Here is a 22,592-nt window from a genome sequence, read left to right as displayed (position 1 = left end):
TTTTTTCAGGCAATATTTAGGATTAAATCAATTTTTTTGAGATAAAGTCATGACTTTTTATTATTGAATCGAAGGGATTTGGATTGTAATTATTTTCCTGCTCTACAAAGAAATGGTGCATTCCGGATTGCTTTGCTTCCATGAAAATGGATTTAAAATCAATAGAACCTGAACCAATTTCAGTATTTAATTTTCGATTTACTTTATCCATATCTTTTACATGCCACATGGTGAATCGGCCGGGATTTTGCTGAAATAAATCAACTGGATTTAAACCTGAAAAAACGACCCAATACAAATCTATTTCAAAATAAACCAACTGTTTATCTGTTTCTTGGAGTAATATCTGGTAGCCTGAAGTACCGTTGTGATTTTCAAATTCAAAATCATGATTATGGTAAGCCAGTTTTAAACCTTCGTTTTGACACATTTTTCCCGCTTCGTTAAGAGCTGCACCTATTTTTTTATAATCGTCTGTATTTTTTCTGTAAGGCTCATCAACCCAAGGAATTGTTAAGTATTCACTCTTTAAAATTTTCGCTGCTTCGATGGCTGCTTTGAGTTCTGTTTTATTTCCATCAACCAAAAAGCTCCCCAAATTATAATGTCCACTGACAGATTTCAGTCCGTTTAAATCCAGAATTTGTTTTAATGCTATTGGTGACAATCCCCAAAATTGGTCTTTAATAGAAAATCCATAGGTTTCTGCGTTTGTATACCCAGCTTTTGCTACTTTTTCTAAAGTTCCTTTTGCGTTGTTCGAGAGTTCCTTTCGCAAAGTATAAAGCTGTAAACCTATTTCCTTTTTATCCATTGTAAAAGCTAATGAAGGTGCAATCAGAACAGCTGTTGCAGCCAAACCATTGTTGATTATAAAAGTACGTCGTGTTACCATTTTCAAAATAATATTCTCAATGTAAAGTTACTATTTCACTAATGAATAAACTCTATTTGAAAATCGATTTGTCTTATTTAAAAAGCTAAAATCAAAAATAAACGGAAAAATTTCTCCTTTTAAATTGAATTACCAACTCGAAAATAAATATTTAATTGTCGATAATTTGTATTCATTAAAGCGCTTAAAGTGTATTTATGAAAAAGAAGAGAAGCAGGAAAATGGATAATTGAATTAAAAAATAATATCAAAATTATTCATTTGATGAATTTAAAACATTAAGTAAAGTTTTACAAATAAAAAAACATCCAATTTGAGAAGATACTTTTTTATTACAATTAAAAAAAAAAAACTTTACTCACTTTACACTCAACAAATTATCAGCTCCAATTAATTTATCGGCATCAATTTGCTGTGGCGGATATTCTTGTTTTTCATTTCTCCATGAAGAAACTTTTCCTTCAGTATTGATGTAAACAAACATATATTTCCAATAGTTTGCGCCCACCATTGTAGAACCATTCTGGCTATGAGAATTTGTATAAATCTGATCAGCGTAAATAAGTATTTCGCCTTTAGCATCATTATTCAAAGTACGAACAGGCGCACCTAAACTCTTCATAACTTTATTTTTTGTCTGTCCGATTAATTTATCTCCATCATTTTTAGAACTAGAGCATGCACAGATTATTAATGTCGCGGTTAGTAAAATAATTTTTTTCATAAGATTACTATTTTAGGTGTTTTAGTCAAATTTTAATCATAAAGATTAATACTATAATAGTAGGCGTTATAATATATAAAAAACTTACATAAAGATACTGTAATTTTATACAATTACCACTTAAATAATTAAAATTCAATTAATTAAATTCAGAAACTCCTATTTATTACCTTATTGACATATAACACTATATACCAGCAAATTCTTTAATTTTTAAGGCTTTGTTTTTTAAATTTCTCAAACATTTACTTTGTATCTTTGCCACTCATAAATTTTGAAGAAAAACAATGCGAATTGATATCATTACCATTTTACCCGAATTATTAAAAAGTCCGTTTGAGGCTTCGATTATGAAACGTGCTATCGACAAAGGTTTGGTAGAAGTTCATTTTCATAATCTTCGTGATTATACCACCAACAAACAAAAAAGTGTTGACGATTATCCGTTTGGCGGAGGTGCAGGAATGGTAATGACGGTGCAGCCAATTGATGCCTGTATAACGCATTTGAAAAGCGAAAGAACTTATGATGAAATAATTTATATGTCTCCAGACGGAGAAACTCTGAACCAGAAGATGGCCAACACAATGTCGATGTATGAAAATATTATCATTTTATGCGGACATTACAAAGGAGTAGATCAGCGTGTGCGAGATCATTTTATTACGAGAGAAATTTCGATTGGCGATTATGTTTTGTCGGGAGGAGAATTGGGCGCGTTGGTTTTGTCGGATGCTTTGATTCGTTTAATTCCAGGTGTTTTAAGCGACGAAACTTCGGCTTTAACAGATAGTTTCCAGGATAATTTACTTTCGGGACCCATATATACCAGACCTGCAGATTATAAAGGATGGAAAGTTCCAGACGTTTTAACCAGCGGTCATTTTGCCAAAATTGACAAGTGGCGCGAGGATATGGCGTATGAACATACTAAAAATAGACGCCCGGATTTGCTAAATGAGTCATAAAGTCCAAAGTCTTAAAGTTATAAGTAAAAAACATTCGTAATCTTTCGACTTTCGACTTGTAACTTTCGACTTTTTTTGTATTTTTGCACCCGAATTAGACTAACCTCTGGCGAGATCCGTGAATGTTGCTCTATATAAAAACCATAATTATAAGATATCATGGCAGATTTAATGAAATTCGTTCAAACCGAATTAGTTGCTAAAAAAGATTTCCCTGTTTTCGGAGCTGGAGATACAATCACAGTTTACTACGAAATTAAAGAGGGTGAAAAAACAAGAACTCAGTTTTTTAAAGGAGTTGTTATTCAAAGAAGAGGTTCTGGTAACACAGAAACTTTTACTATTCGTAAAATGTCTGGAGCTATTGGTGTTGAGCGTATCTTCCCAGTAAACTTGCCAGCTTTGCAAAAAATTGAAATCAACAAAAAAGGAGCTGTACGTAGAGCTAGAATTTTCTACTTCAGAGAACTTACTGGTAAAAAAGCTAAGATTAAGGATAAAAGAAGATAATTTATTATCTCTTTGTTATAAAAAACTCGTCTCAAGTAATTTGAAACGAGTTTTTTTTTGTTCTTATAAGTTAAAATAATAAAACTGCAATTTTTTAATATCAAAACCACCGATTTGATAATTTTAAGTCGCCGAAATAACAATCTGCTAATTTGAGTATTTATCCGGAAAACTACACCGTTTTCGGACTGATTTTATTATATTTGCTCCGCTCATTCTGAGCCAAATATACCTTTTACATCGCTCACCCTTGGCGATACGATTATAAAAAAAAAAAAAAAAATGACACAGAATTCTAAAATTTATTACACCTTAACCGATGAGGCGCCATTGTTAGCGACTTATTCTTTTTTACCTATTGTACAAGCGTTTACAGCTACAGCTGGCATTGCAATCGAAACCAGAGATATCTCGATAGTAGGTAGAATTTTGTCCAATTTTCCTGAAGTTTTAACAGAAACTCAAAAAACGGGAGATGCTTTGGCAGAATTGGGCCAATTAGCGACACAACCTGAAGCTAACATCATTAAATTACCAAACGTTTCTGCATCAGTACCGCAATTAAAAGCGGCCATTGCAGAATTGCAATCTCACGGTTACAAAATTCCTGATTTTCCAGAAGAGCCTCAAAACGACGCTGAAAAGGAAATTAAGGCAAAATATGCTAAAGTTTTAGGTTCTGCTGTTAATCCGGTTTTACGTGAAGGAAACTCTGACCGTAGAGCGCCAAGAGCAGTAAAAAACTTTGCAAAAGCAAATCCTCACTCAATGGGTGCATGGTCTGCCGACTCAAAAACAAAAGTAGCTTCGATGCCAAACGGTGACTTTTACGCCAGTGAAAAATCGGTAACAGTAGTAGAAGCGAATGATGTAAAAATAGAGTTTGTTGCAAAAGACGGTACAACTACTGTTCTTAAAGCAAGTACGCCGCTTAAAGCAGGAGAAATTATTGATAGCTCTGTTTTAAGCGTAAAAAAATTAAAATCTTTTGCTGCTGGAGCAATCGCTGAAGCAAAAAAAGAAGGTGTTTTACTTTCTGTCCATTTGAAAGCGACGATGATGAAAGTGTCTGATCCAATTATTTTTGGTGCTATCGTTGAAGTTTATTTTGCTGATCTTTTCAAAAAATACGAAGCTTTATTCAATGAATTAAACATTGATACCAGAAATGGTTTGGGAGATATTTACGCAAAAATCGCTGGAAGACCTGAGCAGGCTGAAGTAGAAGCTGACATTACAAAAGCAATCGAAAACGGACCAGCACTGGCAATGGTTAATTCTGAAAAAGGAATTACAAACTTACACGTTCCATCTGATGTAATTGTTGATGCTTCTATGCCAGCAATGATTCGTACTTCTGGACAGATGTACAACAAAGAAGGAAAACAACAAGATACCATTGCTGTAATTCCAGATCGTGCTTATTCTGGAATTTATACGGCAACTATTGATTTCTGTAAAAAACATGGTGCTTTTGATCCAAAAACAATGGGAAGTGTTCCTAACGTAGGTTTGATGGCTCAAAAAGCTGAAGAATATGGTTCTCACGACAAAACTTTCCAAATGACCGGTGATGGCGTTGTGCGTGTAGTAGACAATAAAGGAACTGTTTTAATGGAGCAAAATGTTGAAACTAATGATATTTTTAGAATGTGCCAGGCTAAAGATGCTCCTATTCAGGATTGGGTAAAACTAGCCGTAAACAGAGCACGTTTGTCTGATACTCCTGCCGTTTTCTGGCTTGACGAAAACAGAGCGCACGACAGAGAATTGATTACCAAAGTTCAGAAATACCTAAAAGACTACAATACAACCAACCTCGACATACGTATCCTAAACCCAGTGGCTGCCACAGAATTTACTCTTGACAGAATTATTAAAGGTTTAGACACTATTTCTGTAACTGGAAACGTTCTGCGTGATTATTTAACCGATCTGTTCCCTATTTTAGAATTAGGAACTTCTGCAAAAATGCTTTCTATCGTTCCTTTAATGAATGGTGGTGGATTGTTTGAAACGGGTGCTGGAGGTTCTGCCCCTAAACACGTTGAGCAATTTACAGAAGAAGGTTATTTGCGTTGGGATTCATTAGGAGAATTTTTAGCTCTTGGCGCTTCATTAGAGCATTTAGGACAAAGTTTAAACAATTCTAAAGCAATTGTATTATCTGAAACTTTAGACGAAGCCAACGATAAATTCCTTGCAAATGATAAATCTCCAGCACGTAAAATAGGTCAGATTGACAACCGTGGGTCTCATTTTTACCTTGCTTTCTATTGGGCTCAAGCTTTGGCGGCTCAAAACAAAGATGCTGAATTGAAAGCCATTTTTACTCCAATTGCAGCTGAATTCGAAGCTAACGAAGCTAAAATTGATGCGGAATTAATTGGGGCTCAAGGAAAACCTCAGGAACTGGGTGGCTATTACCAGCCAAATCCTGAATTAGTAAGTAAGGCAATGCGTCCTAGCGCAACTTTTAATGCAATTCTTGCTGAAATTAAATAAATATCAACACGTGTTATTATACTACTTTAAGAAAGGCAACCCGCAATGGTTGCCTTTTTTTATCTTAACTAATGTTTAACAATTGATTTACGGAAATATTTAGTAAGAATTCTTAACTATGTCAATCAAAACCACGACAATGATAACAAACAAAATTGCCGCATTTCTTATTATTATTTTCACCACTGTGACTTCCTTTTCTCAGGAAAAATTCACTTTAAGTGGCACTATACAAGACTTTAAAAACAACGAAACCTTAATTGGTGTAAATGTTTACATTCCATCTCTAAAAATCGGTACTACAACCAATGAATACGGTTTTTATTCGCTTACTGTTCCAGCTGACGAATACCAGATCGAAATTAGCTATTTAGGGTATCAAACCATTCAAAAAACAATCATTTTAAATCAAAATACCAAGAATAATTTTGCTTTAAACGAAGGTGGTGAAGAATTGGAGGAAGTTGTTATTACCGATAATAAAGGTAAAATCAATATCAAATCGCCCGAAATGAGTATCAACAAACTCTCTATTTCGTCCATAAAAAAAATGCCTGTAGTGATGGGAGAAGTTGACGTTTTAAAATCAATTTTATTGCTTCCAGGCGTTACCAATGCTGGCGAAGGCGCATCAGGTTTTAATGTTCGTGGCGGTGGTGCAGACCAAAATTTAATTTTGCTGGACGAAGCTACAATCTTTAATTCTTCTCACGTATTTGGTTTTTTCTCAGTTTTTAACCCCGATGCCATCAAAGATTTAAAATTATATAAGGGTGGTATTCCTTCTCGCTATGGCGGAAGAGCTTCTTCTGTTTTGGATATTTACCAAAAAGACGGAAACAGCAAAGAATTCCATGTAAATGGTGGAATCGGATTGATTTCGAGCAGAATTCTTGCCGAAGGCCCTTTGGTAAAAGACAAAGGTTCTTTTTTAATTGGGGGAAGGGCTTCATACGCTCATTTGTTCTTGAAATTTTCTGAAGATCAAAAAGACAACTCGGCTTATTTTTATGATTTGAATACTAAGCTGAGTTACAAATTAAACGACAATAACAGTTTGTACTTATCGGGTTATTTTGGTCGCGATGTCTTTAGTTTAAATAAAAGTTTTACCAATATTTATGGAAATTCAACACTAAATTTACGTTGGAACCACTTATACTCAGACAAACTATTCTCGAATTTATCATTGATTTACAGTGATTATTATTACGGACTTGATCTGGATTTTGTGGGATTTACATGGGATTCGGGCATTAAAAACTACAACATCAAGTATGATTTTAAGAACTATATTTCGGATAAATTCAAATTAAATTATGGTCTAAATGGTATCTATTATGAATTTAATCCGGGGACTATCAAGCCTAGCAATGACGAATCTGGAATCAATCCCGATCAATTGGATAAAAAATATGCTTTTGAACCAGCGGTTTACATAGAAGCTGAAAATCAACTTTCGACCAAAATTACCGTTTCGTACGGACTGCGTTACAGCTTGTTTTATCGTCTGGGTGCTTCGACAATTAATTATTATGAAAACTATAGTCCGGTGACTTTCAACCCTGAACTTCAGATTTACGAAAAAGGAATTCCTACTTCTACTCAATATTTTAGTAAAAACAAATCGATAAAAAGTTACAATAACTTAGAACCCCGATTTTCAGTTTCATATCAGCTCAATGATGATCAGGCTTTAAAAGCCAGTTACAATAGAATGGCGCAATATCTTCAATTAATTTCGAATACCTCATCGCCTACTCCGCTTGATGTCTGGATGCCAAGTGATAATTATATAAAACCACAAATTGCAGATCAGGTAGCTTTTGGATACTTTAGAAACATCAATGACGGAGCCTATTCTATCGAAGCTGAAACCTATTACAAAAAAATTCAAAACCGACTTGATTATATCGATGGGGCCGATTTGATTGCAAATGATGCTATCGAACAAGTAATTTTAAACGGCAGAATGCGTTCTTATGGTTTAGAAATTATGTTTAAGAAAAATGAAGGCAAATTAAACGGATGGATTTCGTACACACTATCAAAATCTGAGCAGCAAACACCGGGAAGAACTCCGCAGGAAAGTGGCATCAACAACGGACAATGGTACAACTCTGCTTATGACAAAACCCACAACCTTGCCATAACATCCTCTTATAATTTGAACGAAAAATGGTCTTTTGGAGCCAATTTTGCTTTGCAATCGGGACAGCCTGTAACCTATCCGAACGGCCAATATGAATATTTAGGAATTACGGTGCCGAGTTATGGGTTGCGTAACGAAAATCGTTTGCCAGCCTATCATCATTTAGACGTTTCGGCTACCTTGACACCCAGAAAAAATAAGGGCAGAAATTGGAAGGGCGAATGGGTATTTAGTATCTATAACCTGTATAATAGACAAAATGCCGCTTCGATCAATTTTCGCCAGAACGTAGACACAGGTGATAATGAAGCCGTAAAAACATCTATTTTTGGTGTAGTTCCTGCCGTGAGTTATAACTTTAAATTCTAAAAAAACACTTTCTATCAAAAGAAAATAAATCATATTGTTATGAAAAAATTACACTTATTAATTGTGCTTTTTATGGCTCTTTTCTTTACCAATTGCGAAGAAGTAGTAGATATTGATCTGGATGCTGCTCCACCAAAATTGGTTATAGAAGCAGCAATCAACTGGGAAAAAGGAACGACAGGAACTCAACAAACCATAAAACTAACGACCACAGCTGATTATTTTGAAAACAAAGTTCCAACCGTTTCAGGAGCGACCGTTTTTGTCCGAAACAGCAGCAACCAACAATTCAATTTTACAGAAATACCCGAAACAGGACAATATGTATGCAATAATTTCATACCTGTAATTGGTCAGACGTATACGCTGACAGTGATTAGTAATGGCAATACTTACAATGCTTCTGAAACATTTAAAGCAGTTGCTCCTATTACCCGAATTGAACAAAATAACGAAGGTGGTTTTACTGGACAAGACATTGAGATAAAAACTTTTTACAATGATCCTGCCAACGAAAACAACTATTATTTGTATAAATATCTCTATTCTAACAAAGTAAAATCGAACTATTATGCAGATGAGGATAAGTTTTTTGAAGGCAACGAATTTTTTAGTATTTCTGATGACGAAGACTTAAAACCCGGCGATGTGATTGAGATAACACACATTGGTATTTCTAAACAATATTACAACTACATCACTATTTTGGTTAGTATTGCAGGCAATAGTTCAGGAGGCCCTTTTCAGTCGCCACCAGCAACGGTGCGAGGAAATATCATCAATACAACCGATTCTGCCAATTATCCGTTGGGTTATTTTTCGCTTAGCGAAACCGATTCCAGAAAGTACATCATAGAATAACAGAAGAAAAATGGAAGCCAGAATCGAAAAATTATACGAACAAAAGCTAATTGGGCAATACATTTCGATGAATTTTATAGAAAACAAAACTTTTCAGTTATGGAGTGGCTTTATGCCGAGAAGAAAAGAAATTAAAAACACCGTCAACTCCAATTTATATTCGCTTGAAGTATTTCCCGTTGGACATTTTGATCCTTTTGATCCTAACAATACTTTCCAAAAATGGGCGGCAGTTGCGGTTTCAGATTTTAACGAAGTTCCTTCAGAAATGCATACTTTAGTGATTCCGGAGGGCAACTACGCTGTTTTTACTCACAAAGGTTCTTCAAATGATGCTCAAAAAACCTACCAGGCTATTTTTACAAAATGGTTACCCAATTCTGCCTATATTGTTGACGAAAGGCCTCATTTTGCTGTGATGACTGATAAATACAAAAAAGACGACCCCAATGCCGAAGAGGATATTTGGATTCCGATAAAAAATAAAATTTAAGAATACTTATGTTAATCGAAACTCTAAAATCACTTTTTGACCGAGACCTTAACAAACTTAAAAGCGAAATCGAAGCCTATCAGGACGAAAGCAAAATTTGGGCAATCGATAAAAATATCGCCAATTCTGCAGGAAATATTTGCTTGCACCTCATCGGGAATATAAATGCCTATATTGGTGCAGAAATTGGTAAAACAGGTTACAATCGAAACAGGCCTTTAGAATTTTCATCAAAAGACATTCCCAAATCCGAATTAATACGTAAAATCGAAGATACTATTTCGGTAGTCAACAATGCGCTTGACAGCTTGACAGAAGCTGATTTAGCAGCTAGTTACCCGCAAATCGTTTTTGAAAAAGAAATGACAACAGGTTTTTTTCTGGTACATCTTTCTACACATCTCGCCTATCATTTAGGACAAATCAATTATCACCGAAGATTGGTTTAAGAGAGGTTCTGAGTTTCTGAGAGACTAAGGTTCTAAGTTTTTTTAAAAAAATTAAAGCTTGAAATCGCTTTTCACTGATCAACAATCTAAAATCAACAATCTAAAATCTAAAATCTAAAATCTAAAATCTAAAATCAGCATGTCATCACACCATATAGTTCGCGACGATCAGGAACCGGCCTTAATTATTGCTAATGGCGCGTCCTGCAATAATGAGTTGCTCGGACAGTTGCTCGAATGGTCGCCGTTGGTCATCGTACTCGATTCTGCTATCGAAAGAGTCATTAAACTCGACATCAAAATAGACGTGCTTTTGGGTGATTTTGACCGTGGTTTTGATCCGGAAACCTACAAAACCTCGCAATTTCCAATCGAAATCGTACACGCTCCCGATCAGGATAAAACCGATCTGGAAAAGGCTTTTGACTATCTTATCCAACGAAAAATCCCCGCTGTCAACGTTGTTTGGGCAACAGGAAGGCGTGCCGATCACACCATCACCAATCTTACCAACATTGTCCGATACAGAAATTTACTCAAAATTGTGATTCTCGATGATCACTCCAAAATATTTTTATTGCCTAAAAAATTCGAAAAATGGTACACCGCCAAAACCCCTATTTCTCTTATTCCGATTGGCGTAGTAAACGGTATTTCTTCGACCAATTTGCAATATCCTTTGCAAAATGACACCCTCACAATTGGCTATAGAACCGGCAGCAGCAACGCCGTCGCTCAGGACGGACTCGTAAGTATCTTCCACGAAGATGGCGATTTATTATTAATGGAATGTAATGATTAGAAGCTATTTCCTGCTGTCCGCTGTATCTTTTCCTGGCAAAAAAAGCCAGAAAAAGGATGCCGCTTCCATCACGGCTAGGGCAATCATTTTCATAAATACAATTTCCCAAAAAGGAATGACTATCTTTGCACCCAAATTGATAAAATAAAATGATAGACGATTCTGAAAAAACCAATTTACATCCACGAAATCTTCATCGTTCGCGATACGATTTTGCACAACTTATTTCAAATTGTCCCGAATTAAAAAAACATGTTGCCATCAACATTCACGGCATCGAAACAATAGATTTTAGTGATCCCGAAGCTGTAAAATTGCTCAACAAAGCATTGCTACAGACCTATTATAAAATTCAAAATTGGGACATCCCCAAAAAATACCTCTGCCCTCCTATTCCCGGAAGAGCAGATTACATTCATTATCTGGCCGATTTACTAACAGAAACCAATAACGGCATTCAGCCGGAAGGGGTAAATGTTTTAGGTCTGGATATAGGCACTGGCGCCAACTGTATTTATCCAATTTTAGGAAATGCACTTTACGACTGGAATTTTGTGGGCACCGATATTGACGAAGTTGCTATTGACAATTGTAGTACTATTATCGAAGCCAATCCACATTTAATTGACGCCATCAGTTTGCAACAACAAACAGAATCAAGATTTATTTTTAAAAACATCATTACTCCCGAAGATCGATTCACGTTTACAATGTGCAATCCACCGTTTCACGCTTCAGAAGCCGAAGCCAACAAAAGTACTGTTCGCAAGATTTCAAATTTAAATCCGAAAGAGAAAAAAACAATCAATCCAATTTTGAATTTCGGAGGCCACAATGCCGAATTATGGTGCAATGGCGGAGAAATTGGTTTTGTAACTCAAATGATTTACGAAAGCGCCAAGTATCCCATGCAATGTTTGTGGTTCACGACTTTAGTATCCAAGAAAGAAAACCTTTCGAGCATTTATAAAACTTTAAACAAAGTAAATACTTCCAAAATCAAGACCATTGATATGGCGCAAGGGCAAAAAACAAGTCGTATTGTTGCTTGGACTTTCTTAAGCGCTAATCAGCAAAAAGAGTGGAAGTTGTAATTTTAAATTCTAAAAACAATAAAAATAGAATCTTAAATTTCGAAAAAAACTATTTTTAATGCTTTTAAACTACCGTATACTTAAATAATCTAAAAAGTTTATATTTTTTTTACCTTGAGTAAGAATTTTAATATAAAATTATGTAGTTTTACCATTACAAGAAATTTATTTTTGATGTTTTACAATCTGGCGAACAATACCACTTTAATTTGCAAGCATAGTACAGCATCATCTTTTCCAATAAAGTCGCTATTACAAATGGTTCAGATTCTCATGCCTTAAAGATTCATACCAAAAACAAATTCAAAATCCTCTTCTGATTAATTTATTTATAGTGCCCAAAGCCTATTTTAAATTATTTTTTTGATTTCTATTATTTCAAAACCAAATTAATAACAAACCAAAATTATGAAAAAGGATCTATTCAAAAATGGAATGCTTTTACGACTCAAAAAGGTGTCGCTTTCGCCATTTGCATTAGCCATTATTCTCGCCAACAGTAACAATTTAAATGCAACTGATCTTAAAAACACACCAGAAAACACCGTTCGGATAACTCAAAACAATAAAATTGACCTTGTAAAAGGAAAAGTCGTAGATGAAACTGGAGCTTCCTTACCCGGGGTTAGCGTACTGGTAAAAGGTACACAACGAGGAGCAGTCACCGATATTGAAGGAAATTATACTATTGAAGCTAAAATTGGAGACGTACTGCAATTTTCGTATGTGGGGCTAGAAAGCAAAACTGTGACCGTTACCGGGCCTATTGTAAATGTTACTTTAGCAAGTGGAAGCGGCGAAACTTTGCAGGATGTGGTCATTATTGGGTCACGTAATCCAACCAGAACCGTTACAGAATCTGCCGTGCCAATAGATGTGATTGCGATGAAAGATATTGCCACTCAGGGCGCACAAACCAATTTAAATCAGATTTTGAATATGGTGGCACCTTCCTTTACCTCCAACACACAAACTGTAGCAGACGGAACAGATCACCTTGACCCTGCCCAATTGAGAGGTTTGGGACCCGATCAGGTTTTGGTTTTGCTAAATGGTAAAAGGAGACACACTTCATCATTAGTAAATATAAACGGAACTCCCGGAAGAGGATCGGTAGGAACAGATTTGAATGCTATTCCGTCCTTTGCTCTAGAAAAAATTGAAGTTTTAAGAGATGGAGCTTCTGCTCAATACGGCTCAGATGCTATTGCAGGAGTAATCAATTTAAATATAAAAAAAGACACTAAAAAACTCGATATTAATCTTTTTTCAGGAAGTAATTTCTCAAAAAATGCTAATGATCACAGAGGCGGAAATGATGGAAATCATTACCAATTGGACCTGAATTATGGTACAAATTTAGGCAAAGAGAAAAGTTTTATCAACGTAACAGGAAGTTTGCAATTGCGTGATGCCACAAGCAGAGCTAATGATGCAGCCGGTACTATTTACAATGCTTATAATGCTATTGAACAAAGAGCCTCTGAAGATGGCATCAACATCAATTCTTTGTTCGGAAATATAAGTAATACTCCAAATACAACACAAATAATCAATACGATAAAAGGATATGCGCCACAAGTGAGCTATTTTACAAGTGCTCAACAAACCGCCATAAGTAATGCTACCACTATCCCGCAGTTACAAACTGCATTAAATTTTGATGCAACCGACGGAGAACTGGCTTACAGAAATCTGGAAAGAAAAAATTTTAACATGCGTGTAGGACAATCTTCATTTGAAAGTGTTCAGTTCTTTCTGAATGCTGCTTACCCTATAAACGATAAATTAGAAGTGTATGTTTTTGGTGGTACAAGTTACAGAGAAGGAGAATCTGCTGGTTTTTTCAGAAGGCCCAATCAATCAAGATCCTACACAGGCTTGTATTTGAACGGCTTTTTACCTGAAATACATTCCACTATTAATGACCTTTCTGCTGCTGCAGGACTTAAAGGAACTATTTTTAAAGATTGGAATTTTGATCTGAGCAATACCTTTGGAAGAAATGCTTTTGATTACAACATAGAAAACACTGTAAATGCCACTTTAAGAGAAGGTTCTCCAACAGAATTTGATGCAGGAGGTTTGCGTTTTTCTCAAAACACAACCAATTTCGATTTGAGTAAAAAGTTCAATACTTTAAACGTAGCTTTCGGTGCTGAATATCGTTACGAAATGTATGGCATCAATGCCGGTGTCCCTGATTCGTACAGCCAGTATGACATTAACGGAAATGTCGTTACAGGAACAACACCTGCCAATATACGAGTGACCGATTTTTTTGGTGCCGCAAGACCTGGAGGAGCGCAAGTTTTTCCTGGATATAGAGCCGCTAATGCAAAAGACGAAAAAAGAAATAGCGTGGCCGTTTATACCGACTTAGAATTAGATGTTACTGGAAAATGGTTGCTAAACGGAGCCGTACGTTTTGAAAATTATTCAGATTTTGGAAGCACTACGAATTTTAAATTAGCCACACGTTACAAAATAACAGATAACATCAACTTGCGCGGTGCTTTCTCTACGGGTTTTAGAGCACCTTCTTTACATCAAATTTACTACGAATCGACCGCAACACAATTTACAGGAGGTGTACCTTTTGAAGTCGGAACATTCAGCAATGATTCTCAAATAGCAGGTTTATTGGGTATTCCAAAATTAAAACAAGAAGAATCCAGAAGTGCAAGTGCAGGATTTAGTGCCAAAATACCATCAGCTAATATTACGATCACGGCCGATGCTTATTACATAAAAATAAAAGATAGAGTGGTACTTACCGATCAATTTACTCCAACTCCTGTAACACAGTCGCTTTACGACCAAGCGGGCGCCAATGCAGCTACTTTCTTTGCTAATGCGATCGATACGGAATCAAAAGGAATCGATGTTGTGATTACGAACAAATTAAATTTAAATGAAAATTTGACCTTAAAAAATGATTTGTCAGGAACTTTTTCAAAAACACAGCAGGTAGGTAGTATTCACGCTTCACCAATTTTGGAAGCCGCCGGACAGGTAAATACTTATTACTCTGAATCCTCAAGAATATATCTGGAAGAAGCAGTGCCACGAATAAAAGTGAACTTAACAAATAATCTTACTTATAAAAAATTCGATTTCTTTTTAAGAAATGTATATTTTGGAGAAGTTACAGATCCAAACGTTGCGGATGTAAATGGTGACGGATTTGTGGGCGCCACGATTGTAAATGGTAGAGCTGTAGAAAATGAGCACCCAGTTTGGGGAGGAAAAGTAATTACTGATATGTCTGTAGGCTTTAAAATCACTGATTTTACTAAAATTGTAATTGGAGCTAACAATATTTTTGACATTTATCCTGATAAAAACTTAGGTCCGCAAACCGCCAGAAGAGCCAATGGTGTTGATGCAGGTGGAAACGTAACCTATGCGCCAACCGCAACCGCTATTGATTTGTCTAATCAAAATCAGTTTGTTTACTCACGAAATGTTTCACAATTTGGTCAAAACGGACGTTTTGTGTTTGCAAGATTGAGCTTTAGTTTCTAAGTTATCCCAGAATTAGTAAAATGGAATAACCGTCAGCATTTATTTGTTGGCGGTTTTCTTTTGGATTTTACTTTCGTATAAAAAGAAATCAAACTTGTATCTTTGTAAATAAGAACTTTTACTTTTTAAAATGGAATTTCAAGTAGCCTCAGATTACAGCCCTAAAGGAGATCAACCACAAGCGATAGAAAAATTAGCGCAAGGTGTTCGTGATGGCGAAAAGTACCAGACATTACTCGGTGTTACAGGTTCTGGAAAAACCTTTACCGTTGCCAATGTTATTCAGGAAGTTCAAAAACCGACATTGGTTTTGGCACATAACAAAACGTTAGCAGCGCAATTATATTCAGAATTCAAACAATTTTTTCCGAATAATGCGGTAGAATATTTTGTATCCTACTACGATTATTATCAACCAGAGGCTTTCATGCCTGTTACAGGTGTTTTTATAGAAAAAGATTTATCTATCAATGAAGAGCTCGAAAAGATGCGTTTGAGCACTACATCTTCTCTCCTATCAGGTCGTCGAGATATAATTGTTATTGCCTCTGTTTCTTGTTTATATGGTATTGGAAATCCTGTAGAATTTCAGAAAAATGTTATTGCTATCGAAAGAGATCAGGTGATTTCACGTACTAAATTATTACACAGTCTGGTACAAAGTTTATATGCCCGAACTGAAGCTGATTTTACTCCCGGAACCTTTAGAATCAAAGGTGATACTGTAGAAGTGTATCCAAGTTATGCTGATGATGCTTTTAGAATTCACTTTTTTGGAGACGAAATTGAAGAAATAGAATCTTTTGACGCTAAAACTTCATTAGTTATAGAAAAATTTAAAAAACTAACTATTTATCCGGCCAACATGTTTGTAACATCACCAGATGTTTTGCAAGGGGCAATTTGGGAAATTCAGCAAGATTTGGTCAAACAGGTTGATTATTTTAAGGAAATAGGCAAACATCTGGAAGCAAAACGATTAGAAGAGCGCACCAATTTTGACCTTGAAATGATTCGTGAACTAGGTTATTGTTCCGGAATTGAGAACTACTCACGTTATCTTGACGGAAGAGAAGCGGGCACGAGACCTTTCTGTTTGTTGGATTATTTTCCAAATGATTATTTAATGGTAGTTGACGAAAGTCACGTGACCATTTCGCAAGTACACGCTATGTATGGAGGCGATCGTAGTCGAAAAGAAAATCTGGTCGAGTATGGTTTTCGTTTACCTGCAGCTATGGACAATCGCCCTTTGAAATTTGAAGAATTTGAAGCCATGCAAAATCAGGTGATTTACGTATCTGCAACGCCCGCCGATTATGAATTGCAAAAATCAGACGGAATTTATGTTGAGCAAGTAATTCGCCCAACTGGTTTATTAGACCCAATTATAGAAATACGCCCAAGTTTGAACCAAATTGATGATTTAATTGAAGAAATACAGATTCGTTGTGAATTGGACGAAAGGGTTTTGGTTACCACTCTGACCAAAAGAATGGCGGAAGAATTGGCCAAATATTTAACCAAAGTGAGTATTCGCTGTCGTTACATTCACTCAGATGTCGATACTTTGGAGCGTATCGAAATTATGCAGGATTTACGTAAAGGTATTTTTGATGTCTTAATTGGAGTCAACCTGCTTCGTGAAGGTCTTGATTTACCGGAAGTTTCGTTGGTTGCAATTTTAGACGCCGACAAAGAAGGTTTTTTACGAAGCCACCGCTCGCTCACCCAAACTATTGGTCGGGCAGCTCGAAATCTAAACGGAAAAGCCATTATGTATGCCGATAAAATTACGGCAAGTATGCAAAAAACAATTGACGAAACCAATTATCGAAGAACCAAACAGATTAACTTTAATACGGAAAACGGCGTAACTCCTCAGGCTTTAAATAAAAAAATAGAAAGCGCCTTTACCAAAAATCCTTTGGTAGAATACGAACTAGGTCACACTTTGTCTGTTGCGGCAGAACCAGAAACGAAATATTTACCAAAAGCCGAATTAGAAAAAATGATTCGTGAGAAACGCAAATCAATGGAAAAAGCGGCGAAGGAACTTGACTTTTTACAGGCAGCAAAATTACGTGACGATATAAAAAAACTACAAGAACAATTGCCTTAATTATGCTGTTCCTGAAAAACTTTCAGTAAAAGTTTAGGATCGATGATTGCATTGGGTGCTTTTTTCATTAAATCCAAAATACGCTTGGTAGCCGCAGGATTGAGTCCCATTTGTATTGAAATTTGCTGAATCGCAATGGCTTCTTTTTCGTGCAAAACACCATCGCAATACATGATAAGCGCCAATCTGTAGAATTGTTGGATACGCTGAAACTCAGACTTGATCACTGTGGGTTTGATTTCCTGATGAAATAAATCCTGAAAGGTGACCACATCAATTTGCAGTTCCTGAGCCACTAACCACAAAAATTCGTGTTCTCTCTTATGCAACTTCCCATCAATTGTAGAGAAAGCAATCATTTCGAGAAGCAAACTTATTTTATCGGTTTGGGTATTCATCTGGTTTTTTTATTTTGGCTAAAATATTGTTTTTACTTTTAAAAGACAAATCTTTGAAACGTATATCAATAAAATAGGCAGTATAAAATTCTTAAACGAAAAACAAAAATCACAAAATACTGCATCAAACAACAGAGCTTCATTAAAATTAAATCATTTAACAATTTTAACTTCAATAATCGTTTTTTTTAACTAAAATTGCATTTCAATCTGATCTTTTCAATTCATAAATAGTTATATTTTCTTTTTCACTTTTTTAATATAATGAAAGTATCAACCTATAATCATACAAAAAATATAAAATTCTAAAGGAGATAAATTCTGTAAATAGAATTCTGAATCGGTTTTTAAATTTAAAAAAAATAAAAAATGCAACTAATATTAAGAGAATACAATCTAAAACTAAAACATACTTTTACGATATCAAGAGAATCTATCGATTTTCAGCCGTCGTTAATCGTGGAACTAAAAAGCGATGGATTTTCCGGATATGGAGAAGCCACATCAAACCCTTATTACAAGACGACGGTTCCCGTAATGATGGCAGATTTAGAAAAAATAAAACCTCTGATCGAAGCTACAGAAGACGAAACTCCCGAAGAATTCTGGTCTAAAATACATCCTCACCTAAAAGAAAATATGTTTACTTTGTGCGCTTTAGACCTGGCTTACAATGATTTGTATGCGCGGAAAAAAGGCAAAAAATTATACCAATTATGGAATTACACTACCGAAAACAATCCGATGACGGACTACACCATCGGAATTGCTTCTATAGAAAAAATGGTTTCTAAAATGCAGGAATTGCCCTGGCCTATTTATAAAATTAAATTAGGAACAAAAGAAGACATTGCCATTGTAAAAGAACTCAGAAAACATACCAACGCCATTTTTAGAATTGATGCCAACTGCGGATGGGGAGTTGAAGAAACGATTAATAATGCTGTTGAACTGAAAAAATTAGGCGTAGAATTTTTAGAACAACCTATGAAAGCTGACAATTGGGAGGCTCATAAAGAAGTTTTCAAACACTCGGTTTTGCCAATCGTTGCAGACGAAAGCTGTATCATTGAAGCGGATGTGGCGAAATGCTTCAATCATTTTCACGGAATAAACGTAAAACTGGTAAAATGTGGCGGTTTAACACCTGGAAAGCGCATGATTGAGGAAGCAAAAAAGTTAGGATTGAAAACGATGGTAGGTTGCATGACAGAATCAACCGTTGGAATTTCAGCTATTGCGCATTTGCTACCTCAATTGGATTATGTAGATATGGATGGTGCACTATTACTTGCCCAAGATATTGCAACGGGTGTGACCATAAAAGACGGCATCATTTATTATTCGGAACTTAACGGAACTGGCGTGACTTTACTTTAAATAATGATGAAAGTAACACAATTTCCAGATAGAATCATCGAAATCGACCAAGAACAATATTTGTATTTTGGAGGAACCGCCTATTTGGGATTGCCAAAAAACACCATGTTTCAGGAATTAGTGGTAAAAAACATCCTGAGATGGGGAACAACTTATGGAAGTTCCAGAAGTGCCAACATCAAACTTACTGCTTATGATGATGGTGAGCTTTTTTTGGCTCAACACGTAAAAGCCGCAGCAGCAGTTACCGTTTCTTCGGGAATGCTCGCAGGAAAACTCGTTATGGACGAATTACGAAAAGATACAGCTTGCTTTTTTCACTTGCAGGAGATTCACACTGCTATTAAAACCCCTAATAGTTTACCTGTTTTAATCAATGGTACATTAAATACTCGTTTGCTCGATAATGCTGTTGAAAAAATAACAATTCTTGCCGATGCCGTGCCTTCGCATCAAACAAAAGCAATTGATTTGAGTATTTTAAAAGAAATTTCAAGTTGTAAAGAAATCACTTTGGTTATTGATGAGTCGCATTCACTAGGCATATTGGGAGAAAAAGGCTCAGGAATATACTCCTCTATACACCTTCCTATTCAACGAAAAATTATGCTGGCATCGTTAGGTAAAGCATTTGGCTTGACTGGAGGCGTAATTGCTAGTGATACTTCTTTCATAGATAGAATAAAAAATCTGGATACTTTCGTTTCTGCTGCCGGAATGAATCCTGCTTTTGTGCAAACTTTGGCTGATGCAGAGGAGATTTACAAAATTCAACATCAAAAACTAACAGAGAACCTGAAGTATATAGATTCAAAACTAATCAAAAATGAGAACATTAAATTTGATAAAACGTATCCGCTGATTTATATCGAAATAGAAAGTATCACTGAAGTTCTCAAAGAAAACAACATTATTATTGCCAATTTCAGGTATCAGGAAAACTCCAAAGACATTAATAGAATTGTGGTTACGGCTAATCATCTTAAAGAAGATCTGGATAAATTGACAAACATCTTAAACGCCTTTAATTCGAAATAATGTAAAAGAGTCTACCATGAATTACACAAATTTTCACGGATTGTATTGTTTTTAGAATTTAATTAGCGAAAATTAGTGCGATTCGTAGCAAAAAACAGCTCCCTTGCTCAATAAAATGTAATCAAATTACTTTTAAAACGTACCTTTGTAAAAAATTAAACGATGACAAACAACGATATCTTAAAAAAACTTCGCGTGGCTTTGATGCTCCGTGATGACCAAATAGTTGAGATTTTAGAATTAGTAGATTTTCGAATTTCAAAATCTGAATTAGGCGCTTTTTTTAGAGCTGAAGATCATGAAAATTACATGGAATGTGGTGATCAAGTCTTGCGTAATTTCCTTAACGGATTGGTTATTCATTTGAGAGGAACGAAAGAAAATCCTAAAAACCCAAATGATGTTTTAGCGAAACATAAAGCTGAAATTCCAAAGAAAGAGAGCACAAAAGAAAGACCAGAATTTAAAGCGAGTACCAAAGATTCCGAAAAAGGAAGAGGCGACAAAGCGCCTTCAAAATCAGGGCCCGCAGCCAAAAAGCCTTTCAAGAAAAACAACTCAAAAGCTACTCCTAAAATTCAGGTTGTAGAAAAAGTTGTTTACAAAAACGGGAAGAATAAAAAATAAAGTTTTAACCGCAAAGAACGCTAGGATTTTAATCTGGCATTGAGCTAAACGCAAAGTTTTTTTAGCCACAGATTATCAGTATTAAAAGGATTATTTAAAATCTGCTTTAATCTGTGTAATCTGTGGCTAACTTTTTTCTAGAATCCTTGTATTTTTTTGCGGTTAAAATATTTCAAAAAAAAACCATCCTTTAAGGATGGTTTTATATATAATTGATTTCTTGTTTGATTAAGAAAGTGCAGCCTGAACCTGATCAGCAGCTTCTTGAAACTGAGTAGCTGATAAAATTGGCATACCTGAATTGTCAATCAATTCTTTTGCAATTTCAGCATTTGTTCCTTGCAAACGAACGATAATTGGCACTTTAATAGCATCACCCATATTTTTGTAAGCATCTACAACACCTTGAGCAACACGATCACAACGAACGATTCCTCCAAAAATATTAATCAAAATAGCTTTTACGTTAGGATCTTTTAAGATAATACGGAAAGCCGTTTCAACACGTTTTGCATCAGCAGTTCCTCCAACATCAAGGAAGTTTGCAGGTTCAAAACCAGCATACTTAATTAAGTCCATTGTCGCCATTGCAAGACCAGCTCCATTTACCATACATCCTACAGTACCGTCAAGATCTACGTAATTTAAACCTACTTCTTTAGCTTCAACCTCGATTGGATTCTCCTCACGGATATCTCTCATCTCAGCGTATTTTGGTTGTCTGTATAAAGCATTATCATCGATATTTACTTTAGCATCAACAGCCATAATTTTATTGTCTGAAGTTTTCAAAACTGGGTTGATTTCAAACATAGAAGCATCAGAACCAATGTAAGCATTGTATAATGAATCGATGAATTTAACCATTTCTTTGAAAGCATTTCCTGAAAGACCTAAGTTAAAAGCAATTCTTCTTGCTTGAAAACCTTGCAATCCAACAGAAGGATCTACTTCTTCAGTAAAAATTAAGTGTGGTGTGTGCTCCGCAACTTCTTCGATATCCATTCCACCTTCAGTAGAATACATGATCATGTTACGACCTGTAGCTCTATTCAATAAAACAGAAACATAAAATTCAGAAGTTTCACTTTCACCAGGATAGTATACGTCTTCTGCAACTAAAATTGTGCTTACTTTTTTACCTTCGGCAGAAGTTTGAGGTGTAATCAATTGCATTCCGATGATTTGTCCGGCAATTTCTTCAACTTGTTGTAAATTTTTAGCAAGCTTCACTCCACCACCTTTTCCACGTCCACCTGCATGAACCTGTGCTTTTATAACATGCCATCCTGTACCGGTTTCGGCAGTTAATTGTTTCGCAGCTTCAACAGCTTCAGCTGGACTATTAGCCACAATTCCGCGTTGAATGCGTACTCCGTAACTCGCTAAAATTTCTTTTCCTTGATATTCGTGTATGTTCATAATATAGAATTTGTCTGGTTCTGAAGTTAGTTCAGAATAAAAGTGGGACAAAAATAGCAAAATTCAACTTAAAAGTAAAATCTTTTTCAATTAAAAAAATCATCCTACTTCACATTAAAAGATAATTACTCTTTGAAGAAAATAAATAGTTAAACTATTGCATTCAAATTGTTAACTAAAAAACACTATTTCGTTTGAAATTTAACAAAAATACCAGTAATTTCAATACCTCAGAAAGGTATTTCATTAAAATAA

Annotated in this window: 18 protein-coding genes; 14 read left to right on the top strand and 4 right to left on the bottom strand. The window is 35.4% G+C overall.

Annotated features, from left to right (window positions below; translation table 11 throughout):
- Positions 1-22 precede the first annotated feature (22 nt).
- Together LNP22_RS10275 and LNP22_RS10270 are read right to left on the bottom strand one after the other, a co-directional pair.
- Entirely contained in the window at positions 23-895 is an 873-nt protein-coding gene (locus LNP22_RS10275; protein WP_229973376.1) for a sugar phosphate isomerase/epimerase family protein, read from the bottom strand.
- A 358-nt stretch (positions 896-1,253) separates the two neighbouring features.
- On the bottom strand, positions 1,254-1,517 hold the full coding sequence (locus LNP22_RS10270; RefSeq protein ID WP_229973375.1) for a hypothetical protein: 264 nt from the start codon (positions 1,515-1,517) through the stop codon (positions 1,254-1,256).
- 389 nt (positions 1,518-1,906) lie between these two features.
- On the opposite strand from LNP22_RS10270, the gene trmD reads away from it, so the two are divergent.
- The 11 genes from trmD (at position 1,907) to uvrB (ending at position 17,472) form a co-directional block, all read left to right on the top strand.
- Positions 1,907-2,587, top strand: a complete 681-nt coding sequence (gene trmD / locus LNP22_RS10265) for a tRNA (guanosine(37)-N1)-methyltransferase TrmD (protein WP_210665558.1) — start codon at positions 1,907-1,909, stop codon at positions 2,585-2,587.
- A gap of 159 nt (positions 2,588-2,746) precedes the next feature.
- On the top strand, positions 2,747-3,097 hold the full coding sequence (gene rplS / locus LNP22_RS10260; protein WP_055098496.1) for a 50S ribosomal protein L19: 351 nt from the start codon (positions 2,747-2,749) through the stop codon (positions 3,095-3,097).
- A gap of 282 nt (positions 3,098-3,379) precedes the next feature.
- Entirely contained in the window at positions 3,380-5,602 is a 2,223-nt protein-coding gene (locus LNP22_RS10255) for an NADP-dependent isocitrate dehydrogenase (protein ID WP_229973374.1), read from the top strand.
- Between the two features lie 139 nt (positions 5,603-5,741).
- Positions 5,742-8,123 (top strand): TonB-dependent receptor, encoded by a 2,382-nt coding sequence (locus tag LNP22_RS10250; protein ID WP_229973373.1) that lies wholly within the window; start codon positions 5,742-5,744, stop codon positions 8,121-8,123.
- A gap of 39 nt (positions 8,124-8,162) precedes the next feature.
- Entirely contained in the window at positions 8,163-8,984 is an 822-nt protein-coding gene (locus LNP22_RS10245) for a DUF4249 domain-containing protein (RefSeq protein ID WP_229973372.1), read from the top strand.
- A gap of 10 nt (positions 8,985-8,994) precedes the next feature.
- A complete protein-coding gene (locus LNP22_RS10240) occupies positions 8,995-9,477 on the top strand; it encodes a GyrI-like domain-containing protein (protein WP_229973371.1) in 483 nt (160 codons plus the stop codon).
- Between the two features lie 8 nt (positions 9,478-9,485).
- On the top strand, positions 9,486-9,926 hold the full coding sequence (locus LNP22_RS10235; RefSeq protein ID WP_229973370.1) for a DinB family protein: 441 nt from the start codon (positions 9,486-9,488) through the stop codon (positions 9,924-9,926).
- Positions 9,927-10,065: 139 nt separating this feature from the next.
- On the top strand, positions 10,066-10,728 hold the full coding sequence (locus tag LNP22_RS10230) for a thiamine diphosphokinase (protein WP_229973369.1): 663 nt from the start codon (positions 10,066-10,068) through the stop codon (positions 10,726-10,728).
- A 149-nt stretch (positions 10,729-10,877) separates the two neighbouring features.
- Positions 10,878-11,822 carry a 23S rRNA (adenine(1618)-N(6))-methyltransferase RlmF gene (gene rlmF / locus LNP22_RS10225; RefSeq protein ID WP_229973368.1) on the top strand — a complete coding sequence of 315 codons (945 nt, stop codon included), beginning with the start codon at positions 10,878-10,880 and terminating at the stop codon, positions 11,820-11,822.
- Positions 11,823-12,230: 408 nt separating this feature from the next.
- Positions 12,231-15,350: a TonB-dependent receptor gene (locus LNP22_RS10220; RefSeq protein WP_229973367.1), complete on the top strand. Its 3,120-nt coding sequence runs from the start codon at positions 12,231-12,233 to the stop codon at positions 15,348-15,350.
- 130 nt (positions 15,351-15,480) lie between these two features.
- Positions 15,481-17,472: an excinuclease ABC subunit UvrB gene (gene uvrB / locus LNP22_RS10215; protein WP_229973366.1), complete on the top strand. Its 1,992-nt coding sequence runs from the start codon at positions 15,481-15,483 to the stop codon at positions 17,470-17,472.
- Here uvrB and LNP22_RS10210 read toward each other — a convergent pair.
- A complete protein-coding gene (locus tag LNP22_RS10210) occupies positions 17,469-17,870 on the bottom strand; it encodes an excinuclease ABC subunit B (protein WP_229973365.1) in 402 nt (133 codons plus the stop codon). The genes uvrB and LNP22_RS10210 overlap by 4 nt on opposite strands.
- 369 nt (positions 17,871-18,239) lie before the next feature.
- Between LNP22_RS10210 and LNP22_RS10205 the strand changes: the two genes are divergently transcribed.
- The 3 genes from LNP22_RS10205 to LNP22_RS10195 all read left to right on the top strand — a co-directional run bounded on the left by LNP22_RS10205 (position 18,240) and on the right by LNP22_RS10195 (position 20,915).
- On the top strand, positions 18,240-19,250 hold the full coding sequence (locus tag LNP22_RS10205; RefSeq protein ID WP_229973364.1) for a dipeptide epimerase: 1,011 nt from the start codon (positions 18,240-18,242) through the stop codon (positions 19,248-19,250).
- 3 nt (positions 19,251-19,253) lie between these two features.
- Complete coding sequence (locus tag LNP22_RS10200; RefSeq protein ID WP_229973363.1) at positions 19,254-20,288, top strand: aminotransferase class I/II-fold pyridoxal phosphate-dependent enzyme; 1,035 nt, start codon at positions 19,254-19,256, stop codon at positions 20,286-20,288.
- A gap of 162 nt (positions 20,289-20,450) precedes the next feature.
- Positions 20,451-20,915 (top strand): DUF1456 family protein, encoded by a 465-nt coding sequence (locus LNP22_RS10195; protein WP_229973362.1) that lies wholly within the window; start codon positions 20,451-20,453, stop codon positions 20,913-20,915.
- A gap of 228 nt (positions 20,916-21,143) precedes the next feature.
- Here LNP22_RS10195 and sucC read toward each other — a convergent pair whose 3' ends face one another.
- Positions 21,144-22,337: an ADP-forming succinate--CoA ligase subunit beta gene (sucC, locus tag LNP22_RS10190; RefSeq protein ID WP_210665546.1), complete on the bottom strand. Its 1,194-nt coding sequence runs from the start codon at positions 22,335-22,337 to the stop codon at positions 21,144-21,146.
- Positions 22,338-22,592: the final 255 nt, after the last annotated feature.

Origin of the sequence: Flavobacterium flavipigmentatum (assembly GCF_020911905.1) — a bacterium.
Lineage (GTDB): Bacteria > Bacteroidota > Bacteroidia > Flavobacteriales > Flavobacteriaceae > Flavobacterium > Flavobacterium flavipigmentatum.
The sequence above is the reverse complement of the archived record's forward strand: the minus strand, read 5'-3'. Positions and strand labels throughout refer to the sequence as shown.

Coding starts and splice junctions, on each gene's coding strand:
- LNP22_RS10275 (WP_229973376.1), bottom strand. CDS start 895: ATGGTAACACGACGTACTTTTATAATCAACAATGGTTTGGCTGCAACA.
- LNP22_RS10270 (WP_229973375.1), bottom strand. CDS start 1,517: ATGAAGAGTTTAGGTGCGCCTGTTCGTACTTTGAATAATGATGCTAAA.
- trmD (WP_210665558.1), top strand. CDS start 1,907: ATGCGAATTGATATCATTACCATTTTACCCGAATTATTAAAAAGTCCG.
- rplS (WP_055098496.1), top strand. CDS start 2,747: ATGGCAGATTTAATGAAATTCGTTCAAACCGAATTAGTTGCTAAAAAA.
- LNP22_RS10255 (WP_229973374.1), top strand. CDS start 3,380: ATGACACAGAATTCTAAAATTTATTACACCTTAACCGATGAGGCGCCA.
- LNP22_RS10250 (WP_229973373.1), top strand. CDS start 5,742: ATGATAACAAACAAAATTGCCGCATTTCTTATTATTATTTTCACCACT.
- LNP22_RS10245 (WP_229973372.1), top strand. CDS start 8,163: ATGAAAAAATTACACTTATTAATTGTGCTTTTTATGGCTCTTTTCTTT.
- LNP22_RS10240 (WP_229973371.1), top strand. CDS start 8,995: ATGGAAGCCAGAATCGAAAAATTATACGAACAAAAGCTAATTGGGCAA.
- LNP22_RS10235 (WP_229973370.1), top strand. CDS start 9,486: ATGTTAATCGAAACTCTAAAATCACTTTTTGACCGAGACCTTAACAAA.
- LNP22_RS10230 (WP_229973369.1), top strand. CDS start 10,066: ATGTCATCACACCATATAGTTCGCGACGATCAGGAACCGGCCTTAATT.
- rlmF (WP_229973368.1), top strand. CDS start 10,878: ATGATAGACGATTCTGAAAAAACCAATTTACATCCACGAAATCTTCAT.
- LNP22_RS10220 (WP_229973367.1), top strand. CDS start 12,231: ATGAAAAAGGATCTATTCAAAAATGGAATGCTTTTACGACTCAAAAAG.
- uvrB (WP_229973366.1), top strand. CDS start 15,481: ATGGAATTTCAAGTAGCCTCAGATTACAGCCCTAAAGGAGATCAACCA.
- LNP22_RS10210 (WP_229973365.1), bottom strand. CDS start 17,870: ATGAATACCCAAACCGATAAAATAAGTTTGCTTCTCGAAATGATTGCT.
- LNP22_RS10205 (WP_229973364.1), top strand. CDS start 18,240: ATGCAACTAATATTAAGAGAATACAATCTAAAACTAAAACATACTTTT.
- LNP22_RS10200 (WP_229973363.1), top strand. CDS start 19,254: ATGATGAAAGTAACACAATTTCCAGATAGAATCATCGAAATCGACCAA.
- LNP22_RS10195 (WP_229973362.1), top strand. CDS start 20,451: ATGACAAACAACGATATCTTAAAAAAACTTCGCGTGGCTTTGATGCTC.
- sucC (WP_210665546.1), bottom strand. CDS start 22,337: ATGAACATACACGAATATCAAGGAAAAGAAATTTTAGCGAGTTACGGA.